Origin of the sequence: Psychrobacillus soli (genome assembly GCF_006861775.1) — a bacterium.
Taxonomy (GTDB): Bacteria; Bacillota; Bacilli; order Bacillales_A; family Planococcaceae; genus Psychrobacillus; species Psychrobacillus soli.
Window position 1 is genome coordinate 185,938 of sequence record NZ_VDGG01000001.1, and the last position, 17,744, is coordinate 203,681.

At 38.7% G+C, this 17,744-nt stretch carries 17 protein-coding genes and 2 rRNA genes (1 of these 19 running past the window's edge); 7 read left to right on the forward strand and 12 right to left on the reverse strand.

The window, feature by feature from the left end:
* Positions 1–11: 11 nt before the first annotated feature.
* Genes FG383_RS00845 through FG383_RS00855 form a run of 3 tightly spaced genes read left to right on the forward strand, consistent with a single transcriptional unit; the run spans position 12 to position 1,672 of the window.
* The gene (locus FG383_RS00845; protein ID WP_142604943.1) at positions 12–758 is read left to right on the forward strand and encodes an ABC transporter permease; all 747 of its coding nucleotides are present in this window, start codon (positions 12–14) and stop codon (positions 756–758) included.
* Between the two features lie 48 nt (positions 759–806).
* Entirely contained in the window at positions 807–1,265 is a 459-nt protein-coding gene (locus FG383_RS00850) for a LytTR family DNA-binding domain-containing protein (protein WP_142604944.1), read from the forward strand.
* Entirely contained in the window at positions 1,262–1,672 is a 411-nt protein-coding gene (locus FG383_RS00855) for a DUF3021 domain-containing protein (RefSeq protein ID WP_142604945.1), read from the forward strand. Before FG383_RS00850 ends, FG383_RS00855 begins: the two co-directional genes overlap by 4 nt.
* 38 nt (positions 1,673–1,710) lie before the next feature.
* On the opposite strand, the gene FG383_RS00860 is transcribed toward FG383_RS00855, so the two are convergent.
* Positions 1,711–2,874 carry a substrate-binding domain-containing protein gene (locus FG383_RS00860; protein WP_142604946.1) on the reverse strand — a complete coding sequence of 388 codons (1,164 nt, stop codon included), beginning with the start codon at positions 2,872–2,874 and terminating at the stop codon, positions 1,711–1,713.
* A gap of 191 nt (positions 2,875–3,065) precedes the next feature.
* On the opposite strand from FG383_RS00860, the gene FG383_RS00865 reads away from it, so the two are divergent.
* Positions 3,066–5,228 (forward strand): M28 family peptidase, encoded by a 2,163-nt coding sequence (locus tag FG383_RS00865; RefSeq protein ID WP_142604947.1) that lies wholly within the window; start codon positions 3,066–3,068, stop codon positions 5,226–5,228.
* Between the two features lie 55 nt (positions 5,229–5,283).
* Here the strand turns inward: FG383_RS00865 and FG383_RS00870 are convergent, their stop codons facing one another.
* The 3 genes from FG383_RS00870 to FG383_RS00880 all read right to left on the reverse strand — a co-directional run bounded on the left by FG383_RS00870 (position 5,284) and on the right by FG383_RS00880 (position 8,003).
* Entirely contained in the window at positions 5,284–6,162 is an 879-nt protein-coding gene (locus tag FG383_RS00870) for an Rpn family recombination-promoting nuclease/putative transposase (RefSeq protein ID WP_185907807.1), read from the reverse strand.
* 128 nt (positions 6,163–6,290) lie between these two features.
* Positions 6,291–7,250, reverse strand: coding sequence for a D-2-hydroxyacid dehydrogenase family protein (locus FG383_RS00875; RefSeq protein ID WP_142604976.1), 960 nt, complete (start codon positions 7,248–7,250; stop codon positions 6,291–6,293).
* Between the two features lie 18 nt (positions 7,251–7,268).
* Entirely contained in the window at positions 7,269–8,003 is a 735-nt protein-coding gene (locus FG383_RS00880; protein ID WP_142604949.1) for a sulfite exporter TauE/SafE family protein, read from the reverse strand.
* A 165-nt stretch (positions 8,004–8,168) separates the two neighbouring features.
* On the opposite strand from FG383_RS00880, the gene FG383_RS00885 reads away from it, so the two are divergent.
* Positions 8,169–9,164, forward strand: coding sequence for a PQQ-dependent sugar dehydrogenase (locus FG383_RS00885; protein WP_142604950.1), 996 nt, complete (start codon positions 8,169–8,171; stop codon positions 9,162–9,164).
* Between the two features lie 33 nt (positions 9,165–9,197).
* On the opposite strand, the gene FG383_RS00890 is transcribed toward FG383_RS00885, so the two are convergent.
* Positions 9,198–9,677: a GNAT family N-acetyltransferase gene (locus FG383_RS00890; RefSeq protein WP_142604951.1), complete on the reverse strand. Its 480-nt coding sequence runs from the start codon at positions 9,675–9,677 to the stop codon at positions 9,198–9,200.
* Between the two features lie 92 nt (positions 9,678–9,769).
* Between FG383_RS00890 and FG383_RS00895 the strand changes: the two genes are divergently transcribed.
* A complete protein-coding gene (locus FG383_RS00895) occupies positions 9,770–10,912 on the forward strand; it encodes an FAD-dependent monooxygenase (RefSeq protein WP_142604952.1) in 1,143 nt (380 codons plus the stop codon).
* Positions 10,913–10,940: 28 nt separating this feature from the next.
* Here the strand turns inward: FG383_RS00895 and FG383_RS00900 are convergent, their stop codons facing one another.
* The 5 genes from FG383_RS00900 to FG383_RS00920 form a co-directional block, all read right to left on the reverse strand.
* The gene (locus FG383_RS00900) at positions 10,941–11,645 is read right to left on the reverse strand and encodes a hypothetical protein (protein WP_142604953.1); all 705 of its coding nucleotides are present in this window, start codon (positions 11,643–11,645) and stop codon (positions 10,941–10,943) included.
* Entirely contained in the window at positions 11,642–12,376 is a 735-nt protein-coding gene (locus tag FG383_RS00905; RefSeq protein ID WP_142604954.1) for a hypothetical protein, read from the reverse strand. The genes FG383_RS00900 and FG383_RS00905 overlap by 4 nt, the downstream gene beginning before the upstream one ends.
* On the reverse strand, positions 12,360–13,238 hold the full coding sequence (locus FG383_RS00910; protein WP_142604955.1) for an ATP-binding cassette domain-containing protein: 879 nt from the start codon (positions 13,236–13,238) through the stop codon (positions 12,360–12,362). The genes FG383_RS00905 and FG383_RS00910 overlap by 17 nt, the downstream gene beginning before the upstream one ends.
* Positions 13,235–13,609: a GntR family transcriptional regulator gene (locus tag FG383_RS00915; RefSeq protein ID WP_142604956.1), complete on the reverse strand. Its 375-nt coding sequence runs from the start codon at positions 13,607–13,609 to the stop codon at positions 13,235–13,237. The genes FG383_RS00910 and FG383_RS00915 overlap by 4 nt, the downstream gene beginning before the upstream one ends.
* Before the next feature lie 133 nt (positions 13,610–13,742).
* A complete protein-coding gene (locus FG383_RS00920; protein ID WP_246096780.1) occupies positions 13,743–14,618 on the reverse strand; it encodes a helix-turn-helix transcriptional regulator in 876 nt (291 codons plus the stop codon).
* Positions 14,619–14,758: 140 nt separating this feature from the next.
* Here FG383_RS00920 and FG383_RS00925 point away from each other — a divergent pair, with 140 nt between their 5' ends.
* Entirely contained in the window at positions 14,759–15,112 is a 354-nt protein-coding gene (locus FG383_RS00925; RefSeq protein WP_185907809.1) for a VOC family protein, read from the forward strand.
* Positions 15,113–15,886: 774 nt separating this feature from the next.
* On the opposite strand, the gene rrf is transcribed toward FG383_RS00925, so the two are convergent.
* Together rrf and FG383_RS00935 are read right to left on the reverse strand one after the other, a co-directional pair.
* Positions 15,887–16,002, reverse strand: a 5S ribosomal RNA gene (rrf, locus tag FG383_RS00930).
* 60 nt (positions 16,003–16,062) lie between these two features.
* Positions 16,063–17,744 (reverse strand): 23S ribosomal RNA (locus tag FG383_RS00935); it runs 1,123 nt beyond the window's last position.

The following is a 17,744-nucleotide window of genomic DNA, read 5'->3' on the forward strand; positions in this document are numbered from 1 at the left end:
GGGGAAAAGTTATGTTAGGGACACAGTTAAAGTATGATTTGATTATGTTTTCAAGGGAATTATTTTACTTAGTTTTCACGGTTTTTGTACCACCTGCAACGTATATTTTCATGGGGCAACTATTTGGAGAGCAAACGTATGCTGGTAACTTAAGCTACGCCCAAACATATACACCATCTTTCATCTTACTCATCACATTCACCGTTATATTTTTCGCTTTCGGGTTCGATCAAGTGACACAACGGACAACAGGTGTAGAAAAACGAATTTCTCTTTCCCCTGTTTCTAAAAATACGCTTTTACTTTCAAGCATTATCCGCTCCACTATTATTACGAGCTTCGGGTATGGATTCATTTTGATCATTGGAATGTTGATGTATGATTTGGAGTTTCATCTACTTAGCTTTTTAACTTCTTACGGATTTTTCATCTTACTGAATGCTGTATTACTTACCATTGCATCTGCCATTTATTCTTTCTTTCAAAATATGAATAGTGCGCTAGTATTCTCTATCGTTATTTTTCAAGTAGTCATCTTCACTGGTGGCTTTGCGATGCCTATTAGTATGATGCCAAAATTCATCCAAATTATTGCAGACTTTAATCCAATGTATCATATGAATAATCTATTTATCGCTGTTTGGAATGGGCAGCTTACGTTTGATAATAATGTTTTACTTGCAATCGGATACATTGGGGCACTAGTCATTGTTGCGCTCTTCATCCTTCGTATACAGAATAGACAAAAAATAGGATAGCCCACCAACTTCGAAACGTTTACACTTAAGTGGAGAGGGGTGTAAAAATTGAAAGTATCATTAAATATAGATAGTGATTTTAAAGAAACGAGAGTGATGATTGAAACACCGGAATTAGACGGTCCTGTACAGGAAATTTTGGATTTTATCAAAGGTCGTGAAACGGAATTCCTCGTAGGAAAAAATGGGGAAATGCAGCATATTTTAAAACCGGATGACATTCACTATTTCCACACCGAGAAAGAGGCAGTTATCGCCGTAACGTCTACCGGTTCTTACAAATTAAAAGAGAAATTATATGAATTGGAAGAAATCCTTCCTTCGAATAAATTTATCCGACTCTCCAAATCGGTTATTGCCAATTTGCATGAATTGAGCCGTTTTGAAGCATCATTTAACGGCACACTCTGTGTGTATTTTAAATCAGGTGCAAAGGAATACGTCTCTCGAACTTACGTGAATGCGATAAAAGAAGCTTTAAAAATGAACAGGAGGAAAAGCGAATGAAAACCTTTTTATTTCGAAGTATGACTGGTATTTTCTTCGGGGCATTTCTTGCAGTTGTATTTACGAACCTTTATGTGCTTTCGAATGATTCTATTATGCTAAATGGAACTTTGTTTCTAAAAAATTCGCTTGGCTCTATCTTTTGTGGATGGTTTTTCACGGTCAGCTCGCTGTATTTTGAAAATCCAAATTTGCGATTATCACAGCAAACTGCATTACATTTTGCGACCGTCATCATTTTGTATTTTGTTTTAGCGTTTGGCATCGGTTGGGTACCATTTAACTTAACTAGCTTTTTCATTGCAATTGCTTCTTTCCTCGGATTCTACGTGATTTTTTGGACGTCATTTTATCTTTATTTTAAACGGCAAATGAAGAAATTGAATGAGGAACTAGAATTACTGTAAAAGGGATCCTAACTTTTTGTTAGAATCCCTCCTTATAACTAGAAACCATTTGGTACATACCCAGTTTTCTCTATTAACTCCTGTCCTTGATAGAACAATATCCATTCAATAAATTTCTCCACATTCGGGTTGTCTGTGCCTGCAGTCACTATATAAAATTCGGAAGCAATTGGATACGCACCCGATCGAATCGTCTCCTTTGTGGGAGCTACACCGTCTATTTCCAACAGTTTAATTTCCTTATTTTGTACCATTTCAGTAGAATAAAAACGGAATGTAAAACCAATCGCATTTTTATAGTTTTTATACTTCGAAACTTCTTGAATAATACCACCCATTCCGGAGGCAATATCCTCTGTTGGTGCCTCCATAATTGGAAGATCTCCCATTAAATGCTCCAATGCCGACTGGCTTCCACTATCCGCTGGACGTTGGAATGCCCGGATATTATCCTTTGCTCCACTAACCTCTTCCCAATTCGTTATTTTTCCAGCGTAAATACCTTTTATTTGCTCCATTGAAAGTCCGGTAACAGAATTTTTCTGATGGACAAAAAAGACAAACGCTTCCCGACCGATTGGTGTCATTTTAAGTTCTTTTCCATTTTGCTCTGCCATTTTTAGTTGTGACTCGGAAGGCGCTGCGGCAAAAATCATATCCACTTTCCCTTGGATTAAATTGCTATATGCATTTGGCGTACTATTGACCATCACTTCACTATCAAATGGAGAATATTCTTTTTCAGGATATGTCGCTTGGACAAATGCTGAATACAGTGGATAAAGTGCCGTTGCACCATCCATTTTTGGTAAATCCCCTGTCAACTTCAAAGTAGAATCATAATCTAAAGTTGCAACCTTTCTGGTATCAGAAAAAGGCATGTAATCGTATACATTCACTTCTGCATCCACTGAAGCAATCCAATTTGTATAAACATGTTGAATCGGAGAAATAGAACTAACTATAATAGCTACTCCCGCTAAACTTCCGAAGACTATCTGTTTCTTCTTCGTTTTGAAAAAATGAAAAAGATTCAGTACATAAAACACATACAAAATAACCGCAATCGTAATTATTAGGCCAACATAATAAACCTTACCAGTTATTAATACTACAAATAAAATAAATAACGTTAGAAAAAACATTCCTACAAGTACAAAGAGTGCATATAAAATTAATTCAACAAGTGACTTTTTCTCCAAAAGATATCGCCCCCATTTGTCTATTCTACAAATTATGTCGAAATCCCTTCCCATATAATACTATCTGTTTAATCATTACTTTTTGGGGAACTATATGACTGATTAATATGTTTCAATATTAGTATTGCTAATATTGTACAAATGTCGTTTAATTAGCTAGTTATTAAAAATAATGTAAAGGAATGTGATAAATGAAAAAGCTCATTAGCTACCTGACTTTGTTGATGTTAATCGGAATGTTATTAGTAGCGTGTACCCCAAAAGAAGTAAAGACTAATGTAAAAGAAGAAACAGTCCAAGATGGTAAATTTGTTACTCGCGATGATGCAAACAGCAAATACCTTTCTGCAGTGGATGTGGATTATGCTTATAATTTCACGAAAAGCCTCGAAGAGTTTAAAACCAATGAAAAGCTAGGATACCGCACTGCCGGATCTGAAGCAGAGCAAAAAACTGGGGAAAAAATTGGGGAAGAAATGAAGAAAATCGGTCTTACTGAAGTGACAAAAGATGAATTTACCGTGGACACTTGGGAATTCGAAAAAGCTGATCTAACTTTTACTGATGCAAATGGTAAAGAATATCTTGCTGTTTTAGGCGGTTATCAAACGAACTTCGATACAAATGGCTCGAAGGAATTTGATATTGTCTATGCTGGAAAAGGTACGGAAGCAGACCTAGAAGGACTAGATATCGAAGGTAAGCTAGTTTTAGTAGATATAAATCAGCGCGAAGAATGGTGGATCAACTACCCTGCTTATCAAGCACATTTAAAAGGCGCAGCTGCAGTAATTGCTGTACAAGAAGCTGGGTATGCAGAAGTTGACCCAGATGCCTTGAATGCACAAGACATTATTGGTCCAGCAGATGCACCTGCGTTTTCTATGTCGCAAACAGATGCAAATAGTTTAAAAGAAGCAATTAAAGCAAGCGAAAATGGCATGATGACAGTTAAGTTTGACGCAAAATCTACTGTGGAGTTTGACGGTAAAACGTATAACTATTATGGAAAAATCATCGGTAAAGACCCAGATTCTTATATCATTTTATCTGCTCATTATGATTCTTATTTCTCAGGATTTCAAGATGACAATGCGGCAATCGGTTTAATGATGGGTGTTGCCAAAGGATTGGTCGATAGTGGTTACCAACCAGAAAAAACGATTATTTTCAATGCACTTGCTGCTGAAGAATGGGGAGTATCAAATACTCGCTATGACTGGTCAACTGGGGCATACAATCAAATTTTCAATGTACATCCAGAATGGGTTGGAAAAGCTTTTGCCAATATGAACTTTGAGCTCCCTGCTTATGAACATACGACACAAGATGAAATTCGCTCTGTATATGAACTGAATAACTATTTAACGAAGTTCACAGAGAAAGTACCAACTGTAGAAGGCGTTTATAAAGACGGTATTTCCGTTGTATCCCCACTTCGTACTTGGTCAGATGATTTCTCTTTTGCAATTGCTGGTGTCCCTGCGCTTCGTAATGATTTCCAAGATAGCGATTTTATGCGTTCTCATTACCATTCTCAATTTGACAATGAAGACACATACAATGAAGACGCACTGAAATTCCACTTGAATTTATACGGTTTACTTGCGATGCACTATGATGAAACTGCTGTAGTTCCACTAGATTTCACAACACGTTTGAAAGCAATGAAAGATGATATTGATGCGGAAACTTTTGAAAAAGCTGCACTATCCTCGAACGAGCTTGTAGCAGAAATTGATCGCGTAGTAGCAACTGCTGAAGAAGTAAATGCGCGCGTTGCAAAAGTGAATGAAGATTATTTAGCCGCTCTAACAAAAGGTGATACGGATACAGCTAAGAAATTATATGAAGAAAGCCGAGAGCTGAACAGCGGATTACTTGCCGCCTTTAAATATGCAGAAGACCAATTTGTGCGATTAACATGGGAAGATGAGCCAATTTTTCCTCACAAACACGCACAAAATAACATTCATAATCTCGCTTTATCCATTGATGCATTGAATAAAGGAGATATTGCAGCTCCATTAGACGAGTATTTATGGGCAATTGATAATAACTGGTACGCTTACGATTTCGATAAAGAAGTGTTTGATTACTTCACAGATTATGTACTAGAGGCTCCAAAAGAAAAACTTTTATGGGGTACTGGTAGAGTGGTTGGTCATGAAGATTTATTTGACACGATCAATTCATTGCAGAAAAAGAGTGAACAAGCTAATGCAGATGTAACTGCGGAACTTGAAACATTGAACGGTGCTTTAGAAAGACAAAAACAGCTACTAAAAACAACCGTTGCAGATGAAACTAAAAGCATGAAAGAGCTTGGTTCGATATTGTCTGAGTTGAAATAATAAGAGTGGAGCTCCTAACTAGTTGGTTAGGAGCTCTTATTTTCTTTGAATTAATTTATTGAACATGATTGGCATTTAGGATATCCTTTATTTCCTCCAATGGAACACTTATTGTTGTGGAAATTTCTTCGGCTGAAAATCCTTTTGAAAGCATTCCAAGTATAATCGCTTCTCGTTCCGCTCTTTTGCCTTTTTCCATCCCATCTTCTCGTGCATCTTCTTCTCTTTGAATCTGATCTCGTAAATGAATTTCACGTGAGATGGCGATTGCTCTTGTTTCTGGATCTTGACTTAATCGCTCAATCTCTTCAAGCGCTTCTTTGAATACGGAGCTCTCCATAGCTAATTCCTCCTTTGTTTTTTTATCACTTTTCATAAATAATAACCATTTCTCTAGCGGATCCGTTTCCAAAATGCTAAGATCCGGAAGCTTAGACAATTCTAATACGTGAATTTCTATATGTTTGGTAAAGATGGATCCGTCTTCTCTATCTATTAATTGAAATTTACTATGGAAATGTTTTTTTGGCAACAGATTGAAATCAGTTATAAGAATTTGTGTCGCTTTCTTTAACTGTGAGTATGAGTCATTCACTTTATCTTGTACCGAGTACATTTTTGCCCAGTACATTAACATTCTTTCTGGTAACGCTCGATGCCCCTGAACTTGCATTTCTATATTAATCTGTTCCCCATTATTCGTTTTCACCCGAAGATCCAAACTGGACGCCTTATCATTTACATGCATTTTCTGCAAATTAGTATTCACAACTTCAACAGCAATAATCGTTTCTTCTAAAACTGCGTTCAAAAACTCCAATAACAAATGATTACTTGCCCGGCTACTAAAAAAAGACTTAAATACAAAATCATTTCGAAGGTCTAAAAGCTCTTCCGTATAAATACTTTCCTCTTCTAGTACTAAACTCACCATTTCCTTCATCTCCTTTATTTGCATTCAATTATAGAACGTACGTTTCTTTATTTCAATTAAATTATCAGACTCTTCTTTTTTGAACACAAATAAAACTCCCAACATTTAGTTAGGAGCTCTTTTCATAATTAGTTTAATTGGCGTAGTACTGCCCCATCGAGAAATGCTTGAATATCTTCCACTGTTTCACAATAATACGTACTGTAGTTTTGCTCGGTCACATAGCCGAGATGTGGAGTAGCTAGTATGTTTGGTAGCATACGGAATGGATGATTCTCTGGAAGTGGTTCAACTTCAAATACATCTATCCCTGCTCCAGCTATCCAGTTTTCTTTTAGCGCTTCTATTAGTGCCTCTTGCTCCACAATTGCTGCACGAGATGTATTAAGCAAATAAGCAGAAGCTTTCATGAGTTGTAATTCTTTCTTACCTATCAGTGCTTTTGTTCGCTCACTTAGTACAAGGTGAATAGAAACTAAGTCACTAGTCTCGAGTAATTCCTCTTTAGATACCGCTAGTCTCACTCCAAATTTGTCGGCTTGTTCTTTCGTTAAGTTTTGACTCCACGCGATAACATCCATGCCAAATGCTTGTGCTATTACTGCCATGCGGCTTCCGATTTTTCCTAGTCCTAGTAATCCAAGGCGCTTGCCATATAGATCTGCCCCAACAGTACTTTGCCATGGTCCATTGTTTCGAAACTCATTGTTTTCTTTCGTAACTTTCCGGGCTAGATTCAATAGAAGAGCCCATGTTAACTCGGTAGGTGGTTCAGACATACTCGCAGTACCACATACCGTTACTCCGTTGTTTGTTGCAGCGGCAAGGTCGATCGACGCATTTCTCATACCAGATGTGATGAGTAATTGAAGGTTTGGAAGTTTCTCAAATAGAGATGCAGTAAAGGGTGTTCTTTCCCGCATGATAATGACTATCTCATAATCGGTTATCGCTTCGATTAGTTGCATTTCATTTTCGAAATGATTTTGAAAAGATTTTACTTCGACCCTGTCTAAAATGTTAGACCAGTCAGCCATCTTAAGTGCTACGTCCTGATAATCATCTAATATTGCACAACGAAGTTTCATCAAATAATCTCCTCCTAATTATTTCAAGTAGTCCACCATTATTTGCACAATCAACAGCACTGTCACTACTCTTAGTAGCGGCTTAATATGTTCCGATTTTAACTTGCGTGCTAATCGCACCCCTAACTGGGCACCTACTATCGCTCCAATCATCAATGCAATAGTTAGTGGCCAAATGATTTTACCAGTGGATATATACGTAATGGATGCCCCAAAGCAACTGGCGAAAACGCCAATTCTTGATAAACCTACCGCTCGGATATACGCTATTTTTTGACTAGCATACAAATACATTGCAAGCGTGCTGCTCCCTGGTCCAAACATCCCGTCATACATACCAATTCCAAGTAAGGCTGGACCTATTTTTCTGTTGACCCGAAACGTCTCTTTCCCATCAAAGTTGCCGCTACTCATGAAAGATGTAACGAATGCAAAGCTGAGTAAGAGAATAGCAATAATCGTAAGCACTTGCCCACTTAAAAAAGAGGCAATCAGTCCACCTAAAACACCCCCACCTAAGCAAAATGTGATGACTGCCAACGCTTCTTTTCCAGAAACTTCTTTCTGTTTAAAAATAACAAGGAAACTAGTTAAAGAACTAACTGTATTGGATACTTTGTTCGCACCAATCGCGGAGTGTACGGGTAATCCCATGAGTAGCATCGTCGGTAAGCTAATAAGCCCTCCGCCTCCTACTAATGTGCCGACAACGTTGCCAAAAACACCAATCATAAAAAAGAGGAAAAATTCCATAAAAAAGCCTTCTCTCATTCCGTACTAAATGTAAATTAAGCATACCTTTCCATATCTGATAAGTAAATTCAATAGTATTTATCGCTTTACATTAAAAATACTTATCATATTAAGAAGGTGAATGAACGGCGAAACGGGAAGTATTATTAATAAGGAGGGATTTGGATGAAAAAAATTTTACTATTGTCACTCATTTTATTCGGATGTTCAAATGAAATGAATTCAAATGAAGAACCAATTGCTGAAAAAATTGCAGCTAATTTAAATACTCCATGGTCGATCAATCAACACGAAGATACCTTCTACATATCCGAGCGGGTCGGAACAATTGCAAAAATAAACGTTGGAAAAGTAGCACATGAAAACGTACAGCTTTCCAATGACTTATCGCATGCATCAGAAGCTGGACTACTTGGATTCGTATTAAAGAAAGATTTTGCAAATTCACATGAAGCATTTGCATACTACACATATGAACAAAACGGGGAATCCCTCAATAGAGTAGTAACGATTAAAATGGAAAACGGGGCTTGGCATGAAACGACCATCCACCTTGACGCAATACCTACAGGTAATATCCATCATGGTGGTCGATTAGAAATTGGCCCAGATGGACTGCTTTATGTAACGATTGGTGATGCGGGAAATCCTGATAATGCACAAAACGCTACTTCTCTAAACGGAAAAAATTTACGAATGAAGGAAGATGGCTCTTTTGAAATCTTCTCGACCGGGCATCGTAACCCTCAAGGACTCGCATGGGACAGAGATGGAACACTTTATGAAGCAGAACATGGGCAATCTGCTAATGATGAAATTAACCGTATAGAACAAGGAAAAAACTATGGATATCCGATTATACAAGGAAAAGAAACGCATGAAGGGTTAGAAACACCAATTATAACTTCTGGTGATAATGAAACATGGGCTCCATCAGGAATCACGTTTCATAAAGGAAAACTGTATGTTGCTACTCTACGCGGAGAAGCAGTAAAAGTGATGAATTTATCCTTAGGAATAGTGGAACGTTCCATTACTGGATTTGGAAGAGTTCGAGATGTCTATTCAGATGGAGAATCATTATATTTTATTACTAATAATACGGATGGGCGAGGAACCCCTAATTCAGATGATGATGTGCTATATCGTCTAAATGAATGATGAGTCCCCCTACAAAGGGGCAACTCATTGGCTCTATTCAATCCCCAACTTCAAACACATAGCAATCTGAACCCCAGATCTTCCAGTGAACCGTTTCCCTTCATCTAGGAATCCTGCTTTTATATACAGTGATTGTGCTGGTTTGTTCGCTTCATTCACACCAAGTACGACCTGATTTACTTGAGGAAAATGTTCCTTTATGTATGATGGAATGAGAGCCAACGATGATTTTGCAATTCCTCGGCCTTGATATGCGGGATGAATCGAGTATCCCCTTAGTAAAATACTTTCTTGCTGATCTGTGTACTGAAATTTATCATCTCCCGTATCTAGCACAAAAAATCCTGCAACTTTCCCATCTTCTAATATAACTATTGGTGTGTAAGTTGAAGTATTGGCACTTCGTTCGAGTAATTCAAGTGGATGTGCAGTAAACATAAGATGTACTTCGGATAGTGGATATTCTTCCAATATTGTTCGATAGTTTTCTTCATAAGCAACAAGTTCAATCATCCTAATTCCCCCAATTATTTAGTTTAAATTAGCATAACACAAAGTTTTCAATTTAATTTGATAAACTAATGATGTAGAAGGAGCTGAGGGTTATGGAAATTGCCATTATCGGCGGCGGAATTGGAGGTCTTTGTGCTGCGGTAACTTTACAAAAACAAGGGTTTTCGGTAAACGTGTACGAGACATCCCCGACTTTTCAATCGGTCGGGGCGGGTATTGGAATTGGCTCGAATGCCATGCAAGCCCTTATGAATATTGGCGTCGGTGAAAAAGTCTTTGCTAATGGAAACGTTTTGAACACGCAAGTTTTTCTAAATGAAAAAGGGCGGATACTAAATTCCATTGACTTCTCCGTACTTAAAGAACTATTTGGACAAGAGAACATTACCATTCATCGAGCTGCTTTACATCGTACATTTTTAGAAGCATTAGAACCAAAAACGGTTCATTACAATAAAAAGTGCGTGAATGTGGACCAAAATGGAAACAAAGTGACCGCTTATTTTGAAGATGAAACAGAAGTGACTGCAGACCTACTTATTGCCGCAGATGGCATTCATTCGCCTATTCGGAAAAAATTTGTTCCAAATTCCGAGCCGCGCTATTCCGGTTATACATGCTGGCGCGGAATCACAGAAAACAAAGGCAAAGTAGACGAGTTTACATCAACTGAAATTTGGTCTACTGCCTGTCGATTTGGTATGGCACCTATGAAAAATGGACAAGTCTATTGGTTTGCATGTATCAATGCTCGGGAAAAGGATCCTTTTTATCAACATATTGAACGGAATGAAATCGCCAACCTCTATAAAGACTTTCCAGACATAGTATCAGCAATAATTCGGGATACACCAACTGAGTTAATTCTCCATCATGACATTATGGACATTAAGCCTCTACGACAATTCGTATTCAATCGTATTGTGTTACTAGGCGACGCTGCACATGCAACTACCCCAAATATGGGACAAGGTGCTGGACAAGCTATTGAAGATGCGATTGTGCTTGGAAATGCATTTCAGAAGTACAATGATGTGGAAAAAGCACTTGCCTTTTACGAAGAAAAGCGGGTAGCACGTACGGCAAAAGTCATTAACTTATCTCGCCAAATAGGTGCAGCAGCACAGATTCGTTCCCGATCACTTGCAAGTAGCCGTGATTTTTTATTTCCAATGATCCCATCTAAATTTCTCCTATGGCGTTTAAAGTTTTTATTTGATGTGAAGCTAAAGTAAAAGTGCCTCTCTTTAAAGGCACTTTTGCTCAATAGAATTGTAATCCATCTTTATCTATCACATTAATATGTTTCGGGACCTTTAAGTAAATGTATGTGTAGCCTATAACACGTCTTTGTTCCCATGCATCCAAGCTATCAACAATTGAAAGGACCGATAGTTCATTTGAAAAAAGATAATATGTTAGCTGTTTGGGTGAAGGGGCTGTTAAGATTATTTGATTGTCATTTATTTCAACTGTCGATAGCGGTATTTCCTCTCCCAAGTTTATACCATCCATGTAGGAATGTGTCTTATACATTTTGGCTTCCACCAATTGCTCCTTAGAATCAGTCCATTCAATATTTAATCTTTCAGTTGGAAATTGAGAGCCTTTTGAAATTATTTCTAATGTATCCCCTACTAATTCTTGTGTCCATTCTTCTACTAAAAACTTTGAATCAAATTTACTTCCCTCATTGTTTTCAAATGCTTGTTGAAATATTTTATTTTCATTTTTAAACATTGTGTATTCTTTTGGAGCCGCAATTTTATCCCCGTTTGTTGGAATAAATTCATAGGCTACTATTGCCAACAAAAGCATGCCTATGTAAACATATAGCAACCATTTACTTAATCGTTTGGTCCAATTTATATGTTTTGTTATATTTCTGCCTAAACGAAGAAATATCCATATGAGAAAAAGTAAAACAAGTAGCGGGAGAATAGCCACCACCCAAGTATCCATACTCATCGTCTAACCTCCAATCGATTCGAACATAAAATTGCTAATAAAAAGAAAACAAGTGATAAAGCAATTAATTTAACTATCAAAAACACTATAGACTCATTTTCAATAAATACGTATTGAAGTATTGTCTGACCAGTCTTTGTAACTAGCAATGTAATAATCAATAATATCAAAAGATACGTAAATGCCTTGTGAATCTGCACAAGCATTCCCCATAAATATCCTCCAGCCGAAATCGTTAAAATTAGGATGATCATTATACTGAGGTTAACGATAGTACCAATCGGATCCTCAAAAATACTAACACTTTTCACATAATCTACATCGCTAACAAGAAGTAGTACTACCCGCAAAATATAGTTAGATAAAAACGTTGTGACTCCTGCAAAAATACTCATCAAACAAAGAACGGAGAAGTTTGCTAAGTTACTACTTAGACGTGTTGCTACAAAAGAAAAGTCATCGTATCGATATGCTTTTGTTGTAAACAACTTCCCAACAAAAACTGCCCAAATGCCTACAAAGGCAAAAACAACATCAGACGAAATGGTAATTATCGTAAACGATGTATTATCAACACCACTACCTGTAGAACTATTTCCATTCATTGAAACTATTAGGCCAATTATTTGTACAAAAATAAGTGATACAACTGCTCCTAAATATGCATTCATCTTAAACTTCAATTGCGTCCAAACCACTTCTCCTAATGTGCTATTACTTAAAAACATCATCGATTCCCCCTTTCCCATCACTCGTCACATACATGCAAACATCACTTACAGACACAGGCTGAGTCGTAACACCATCTATTACAGGCATCTCTTCCTTTTTTATCACTACATAATTCCGCTGACTATCCAATTGCTTTGTATGAAGAATTTCCTTCCCGGCAGCCAACTTTTCTACTAAATCAGTTGTTCCTTGAAGCGCAACAGCATACTCCTTAACTTCCTCCAGTGATTGATGAAAAACAACTTTCCCTTTATGAATAAGTAAAATATCCTCTAACAAATGCTCCATCTCAGCTAAATGATGGCTAGAAATCATAATCGAACGAGGATGCGCTATATAATCTTTCAGTAGCGCCCTGTAGAAATCAGATCGAACCGCTTCATCCATCCCATTTGTAGGTTCATCAAACATCGTCAACTCACATCTTGTAGCCAGCCCAAAAATCATATTAAACGTCGCCTTATTACCTTTAGATAATCTTGAATGCAGTTGTTTTGGATTCAATTTAAAGTACTTAAATAGATTATTCGCAAGCTCGGTATCCCATCTCTTATAAAAATCCGGTGCCATGCCTAATATATCTGCTAGTGTCAACGAATCAGGAAAACTCATTTGATCATCTACTAAAATACTGTTCCCTGATACACGCAAATTATTAAATGGGTTGCTCGAAAACACTAGAACATCCCCAGAACCTTTTCGAATAAAGCCCGCTAAGATTTTAAGCAATGTCGTTTTTCCAGCACCATTTCTGCCTATCAAACCAGTGATTTTTTGATCTTTCAATTGAAATGTTATCCCGTCAAGTGCCGCCATACGCTTATATTTTTTTCGTAAATCCTGGCAATCAATAACTGTCACTTTTGTTCCTCCTCACATTTCTTTATCAGCTGAATCAGTTCCTCTTCCGATACAGAAAGCCGCCTCGCTTCTAAAACAAGCTCCCTTGCCATTCGTGTTAGTGTTTCGTTACGTCTCTTTTCAAGAATCATGTTTTTCGCTTCTAATGCTACGAACATGCCTAATCCTCTTCTCTTATACAGAATTTGTTCCTCCACAAGTATCGTTAATCCCTTTGCAGCTGTAGCTGGGTTAATGTTAAAGAGGTCTGCTAATTGATATTGCGAATGTACTTTTCCGTCACTCTGAAATCGATCGGCAATTATTTCATTTTCAATCCATTCCGCAATTTGAATATAGATTGGTTTCGTGCTTTCGGTATTTAAATCCAATTTAGCTGTCCTCCTTTCAAGAAAGTCAGTACATTAGTGTTGTAATGTACTATATATTAAATTTTCTAAAATGTCTACACTATTAACACAAAAAACCACATTCTTAAGTAAATGTGGTTTTTTACTGCTACTTCTACTTTTCAAACTCCAGTTCAAAATTCAAATTAATTGGCCTGCTTGGCATATTTTCAGGAATCATCATATTCGTTAATGGTGTTTTTTCATCCACCTCAACCAATGTGAATTCATCCATCCATACTTCTCCACCACCTTGCAGCATAACACCAAAATAGATAGCACCTGCACTTTCTGGAACATCTAATACTACTGAGTAATGATTCCAACCAGTTGTATTCTTAATAGGACGGTTTTGCATATTATCAAATTGCAAGGTGTCCCCGTCTTTTCCATCGACTCGCATCCACAATCCCGCTGTCCCCTCCACATACTTCGTTTGAATAAAGCATGATAATTTCATCCGCTTTCCAAGCCACTCTTTCGCATGAAACTGCTGCATGACAGTACCGAAACCTTCTTTTGGAACCTGTCCTATAGATCGCAATTGTCCTGAAGCATTTCCTTTAAGAACATTTTCAAAGTCTCTTCGCATCTCATAACTCTCACTATTCGTACCACTTAAAAACCAACCTTCCATTATCTCATCCTCCTGCTCAATTTTTTCTTCTAATAAAGTTCGCATGAGCGTTCGATATTTCCCAGGTGGTAATCCATACACCTTGCGAAACGCTCTCGTAAAAGATTCTTGTGATTCAAATTTGTAACTAAGTGCAATATCCAATATTCGTGTGTCTGTGTAAATAAGTTTATTTGCTGCGCTTGTGATTCTTCTTTGTCGTACATATTCATGGAGTGACATGCCAACATGCTCTTGAAATAAACGATGAAAATGATAAAAAGAATATCCCGTGAACTGTACAATTTCTTCAGTATTTATGGATTCTTCTTTCTTTGTTTCTAACCAGTTTACTGTCTCTTGAATGATATTCACTGGTTCATGCACCTCCTCTATTAATTATCTTAATAGTTCTGTTTAAATTATTTTTGATATTTTTTGCGAAACTATTAATTAGTATAAAGGAATTTTCTGATTTATATTGAACTTGTATTAGAGAGATGGAGGTTTTATAAATGAAGATTAGCCAAATTGCAGTAAATGTAGAAAATGTGGAGCGTGCTGTCGAGTTTTATCGAGACGTATTAGGATTGCCTTTGCTATTCGAAACGAATGGATTAGCTTTTTTTCAATGTGAGGAAACGAGGCTACTATTGAGCCGACCAGAAACGAAAGAGTTTGATCATCCGAGTTCTGTGTTGTATTTTAAAATAGATAATTTACAGGCAGAGGTAACTCGAATGAGAGATAATGGAGCAATATTTATTGACGAACCACATATGGTAGCTAAAATGGGTGATACTGAAACTTGGATGTCATTTTTCAAAGACACAGAAGGAAACACTCACGCGTTAATGAGTGAAATTTAGTGCAACAATCCCTCTTTTGAGTGATTTTTTCTCTTTTCGATGTTGTAATTAAATTTATTTATTTCATTATTATTCAACGATACATAATAAAAATCGAATTTTGTTACATAATATGAAATCATAAGTGAATTTTGTTTATTTTTATTGATGAATAGTGTCATTATTTCCTGGGAAATGTCGTTTCTGAGTAAGTTTATATATGGCTAATTTTAAGACCAGAAGAGTACGCGCCTGTTTCTGCCCAATATAGCAAATGGGAACGAAGTAATAAAATGACGCACATAATAGGGATAATGCGTCGTAAAAGCTTTCACAGGTGACTGCTGTGATTTTCGTTTCAGTCAGACGCTTTCGGTCAGATGAGCGAATGAGCCTTCCCGCTGCTTAGAGCGCTACATCGTGTGGCAATGCCTTCGTGACCAACATTCCTGTTGGCCTAGGCTGGATTCGTTACCAGCATCGAAAATAGACTCGCTAAAAACAAAATTTTGTACAGGTTTTCGAATGTGTGACTCCAGTAAATGGCTTAGGGCAACCAATCCTTCATTGAAAGCAACCAATTCTATTTGGTAAGCAACTAAATCAGCATGAGAGCAACCAAATTACTAGTGAAAGCAACCAATTAGCAAGTTTACTTGCTAATTGACATATAATATCAAAAATACGATATCTTATGTTGTTTGAATTAGGTTATCCACATGTCTAAATTTTCATTGTTTCCTAAACAACAAAAAAAGTCGTTACCGATTACTCGATAACGACTTCTTTATTAGTGCCCAGCGACGTCCTACTCTCACAGGGGGAAACCCCCAACTACCATCGGCGCAAAAGAGCTTAACTTCCGTGTTCGGTATGGGAACGGGTGTGACCTCTTTGCCATCATCACTAGACTAATTGAGTGCTTGTTCACTCAAAACTGGATAAACGACATTTTCAACAGATAAATACATTTGGTTAAGTCCTCGATCGATTAGTATTCGTCAGCTGCACGTGTCGCCACGCTTCCACCCCGAACCTATCTACCTCATCGTCTTTGAGGGATCTTACTTACTTGCGTAATGGGAAATCTCATCTTGAGGGGGGCTTCGTGCTTAGATGCTTTCAGCACTTATCCCGTCCACACATAGCTACCCAGCGATGCTCTTGGCAGAACAACTGGTACACCAGCGGTGTGTCCATCCCGGTCCTCTCGTACTAAGGACAGCTCCTCTCAAATTTCCTACGCCCACGACGGATAGGGACCGAACTGTCTCACGACGTTCTGAACCCAGCTCGCGTACCGCTTTAATGGGCGAACAGCCCAACCCTTGGGACCGACTACAGCCCCAGGATGCGATGAGCCGACATCGAGGTGCCAAACCTCCCCGTCGATGTGGACTCTTGGGGGAGATAAGCCTGTTATCCCCGGGGTAGCTTTTATCCGTTGAGCGATGGCCCTTCCATGCGGAACCACCGGATCACTAAGCCCGTCTTTCGACCCTGCTCGACTTGTAGGTCTCGCAGTCAAGCTCCCTTCTGCCTTTACACTCTTCGAATGATTTCCAACCATTCTGAGGGAACCTTTGGGCGCCTCCGTTACACTTTAGGAGGCGACCGCCCCAGTCAAACTACCCGCCTGACACTGTCTCCTACCCGGGTTACGGGTATGGGTTAGAATTTCAATACAACCAGGGCAGTATCCCACCGACGCCTCCTCCGAAGCTGGCGCTCCGGGCTCTAAGGCTCCTGCCTATCCTGTACAAGTTGCACCAAAATTCAATATCAAGCTATAGTAAAGCTCCACGGGGTCTTTCCGTCCTGTCGCGGGTAACCTGCATCTTCACAGGTACTATAATTTCACCGAGTCTCTCGTTGAGACAGTGCCCAGATCGTTACGCCTTTCGTGCGGGTCGGAACTTACCCGACAAGGAATTTCGCTACCTTAGGACCGTTATAGTTACGGCCGCCGTTTACTGGGGCTTCAATTCGCACCTTCGCTTGCGCTAAGCACTCCTCTTAACCTTCCNACTGCGGCTCTTCAGGGCTATTCACCCTAAAGAGCACCCCTTCTCCCGAAGTTACGGGGTCATTTTGCCGAGTTCCTTAACGAGAGTTCTCTCGCTCACCTTAGGATTCTCTCCTCGACTACCTGTGTCGGTTTGCGGTACGGGCACCTATCACCTCGTTAGAGGCTTTTCTTGGCAGTGTGAAATCAGGAACTTCGCTCATACGAGCTCGCCATCACAGCTCAACGTTATAGAATGCGGATTTGCCTACATTCACGCCTTACTGCTTGGACGTGCATAACCAACAGCACGCTTACCCTATCCTCCTGCGTCCCCCCATTACTCAAACGGTGGTTTGGTGGTACAGGAATATCAACCTGTTGTCCATCGTCTACGCCTATCGGCCTCGACTTAGGTCCCGACTAACCCTGAGCGGACGAGCCTTCCTCAGGAAACCTTAGTCATACGGTGGACGGGATTCTCACCCGTCTTTCGCTACTCATACCGGCATTCTCACTTCTAAGCGCTCCACCAGTCCTTACGGTCTGACTTCAACGCCCTTAGAACGCTCTCCTACCACTGATACCAAAGGTATCAGTGGTAGGAGAGCGTTCTAAGGGCGTTGAAGTCAGACCGTAAGGACTGGT

What these genes read in the sequence shown, in the direction of transcription:
- FG383_RS00865 (WP_142604947.1), top strand. Translation starts at nt 3,066, where the DNA reads ATGAAAAAGCTCATTAGCTACCTGACTTTGTTGATGTTAATCGGAATG.
- FG383_RS00900 (WP_142604953.1), bottom strand. Translation starts at nt 11,645, where the DNA reads ATGAGTATGGATACTTGGGTGGTGGCTATTCTCCCGCTACTTGTTTTA.
- FG383_RS00870 (WP_185907807.1), bottom strand. Translation starts at nt 6,162, where the DNA reads ATGGTGAGTTTAGTACTAGAAGAGGAAAGTATTTATACGGAAGAGCTT.
- FG383_RS00885 (WP_142604950.1), top strand. Translation starts at nt 8,169, where the DNA reads ATGAAAAAAATTTTACTATTGTCACTCATTTTATTCGGATGTTCAAAT.
- FG383_RS00925 (WP_185907809.1), top strand. Translation starts at nt 14,759, where the DNA reads ATGAAGATTAGCCAAATTGCAGTAAATGTAGAAAATGTGGAGCGTGCT.
- FG383_RS00875 (WP_142604976.1), bottom strand. Translation starts at nt 7,250, where the DNA reads ATGAAACTTCGTTGTGCAATATTAGATGATTATCAGGACGTAGCACTT.
- FG383_RS00905 (WP_142604954.1), bottom strand. Translation starts at nt 12,376, where the DNA reads ATGATGTTTTTAAGTAATAGCACATTAGGAGAAGTGGTTTGGACGCAA.
- FG383_RS00890 (WP_142604951.1), bottom strand. Translation starts at nt 9,677, where the DNA reads ATGATTGAACTTGTTGCTTATGAAGAAAACTATCGAACAATATTGGAA.
- FG383_RS00880 (WP_142604949.1), bottom strand. Translation starts at nt 8,003, where the DNA reads ATGGAATTTTTCCTCTTTTTTATGATTGGTGTTTTTGGCAACGTTGTC.
- FG383_RS00895 (WP_142604952.1), top strand. Translation starts at nt 9,770, where the DNA reads ATGGAAATTGCCATTATCGGCGGCGGAATTGGAGGTCTTTGTGCTGCG.
- FG383_RS00855 (WP_142604945.1), top strand. Translation starts at nt 1,262, where the DNA reads ATGAAAACCTTTTTATTTCGAAGTATGACTGGTATTTTCTTCGGGGCA.
- FG383_RS00845 (WP_142604943.1), top strand. Translation starts at nt 12, where the DNA reads ATGTTAGGGACACAGTTAAAGTATGATTTGATTATGTTTTCAAGGGAA.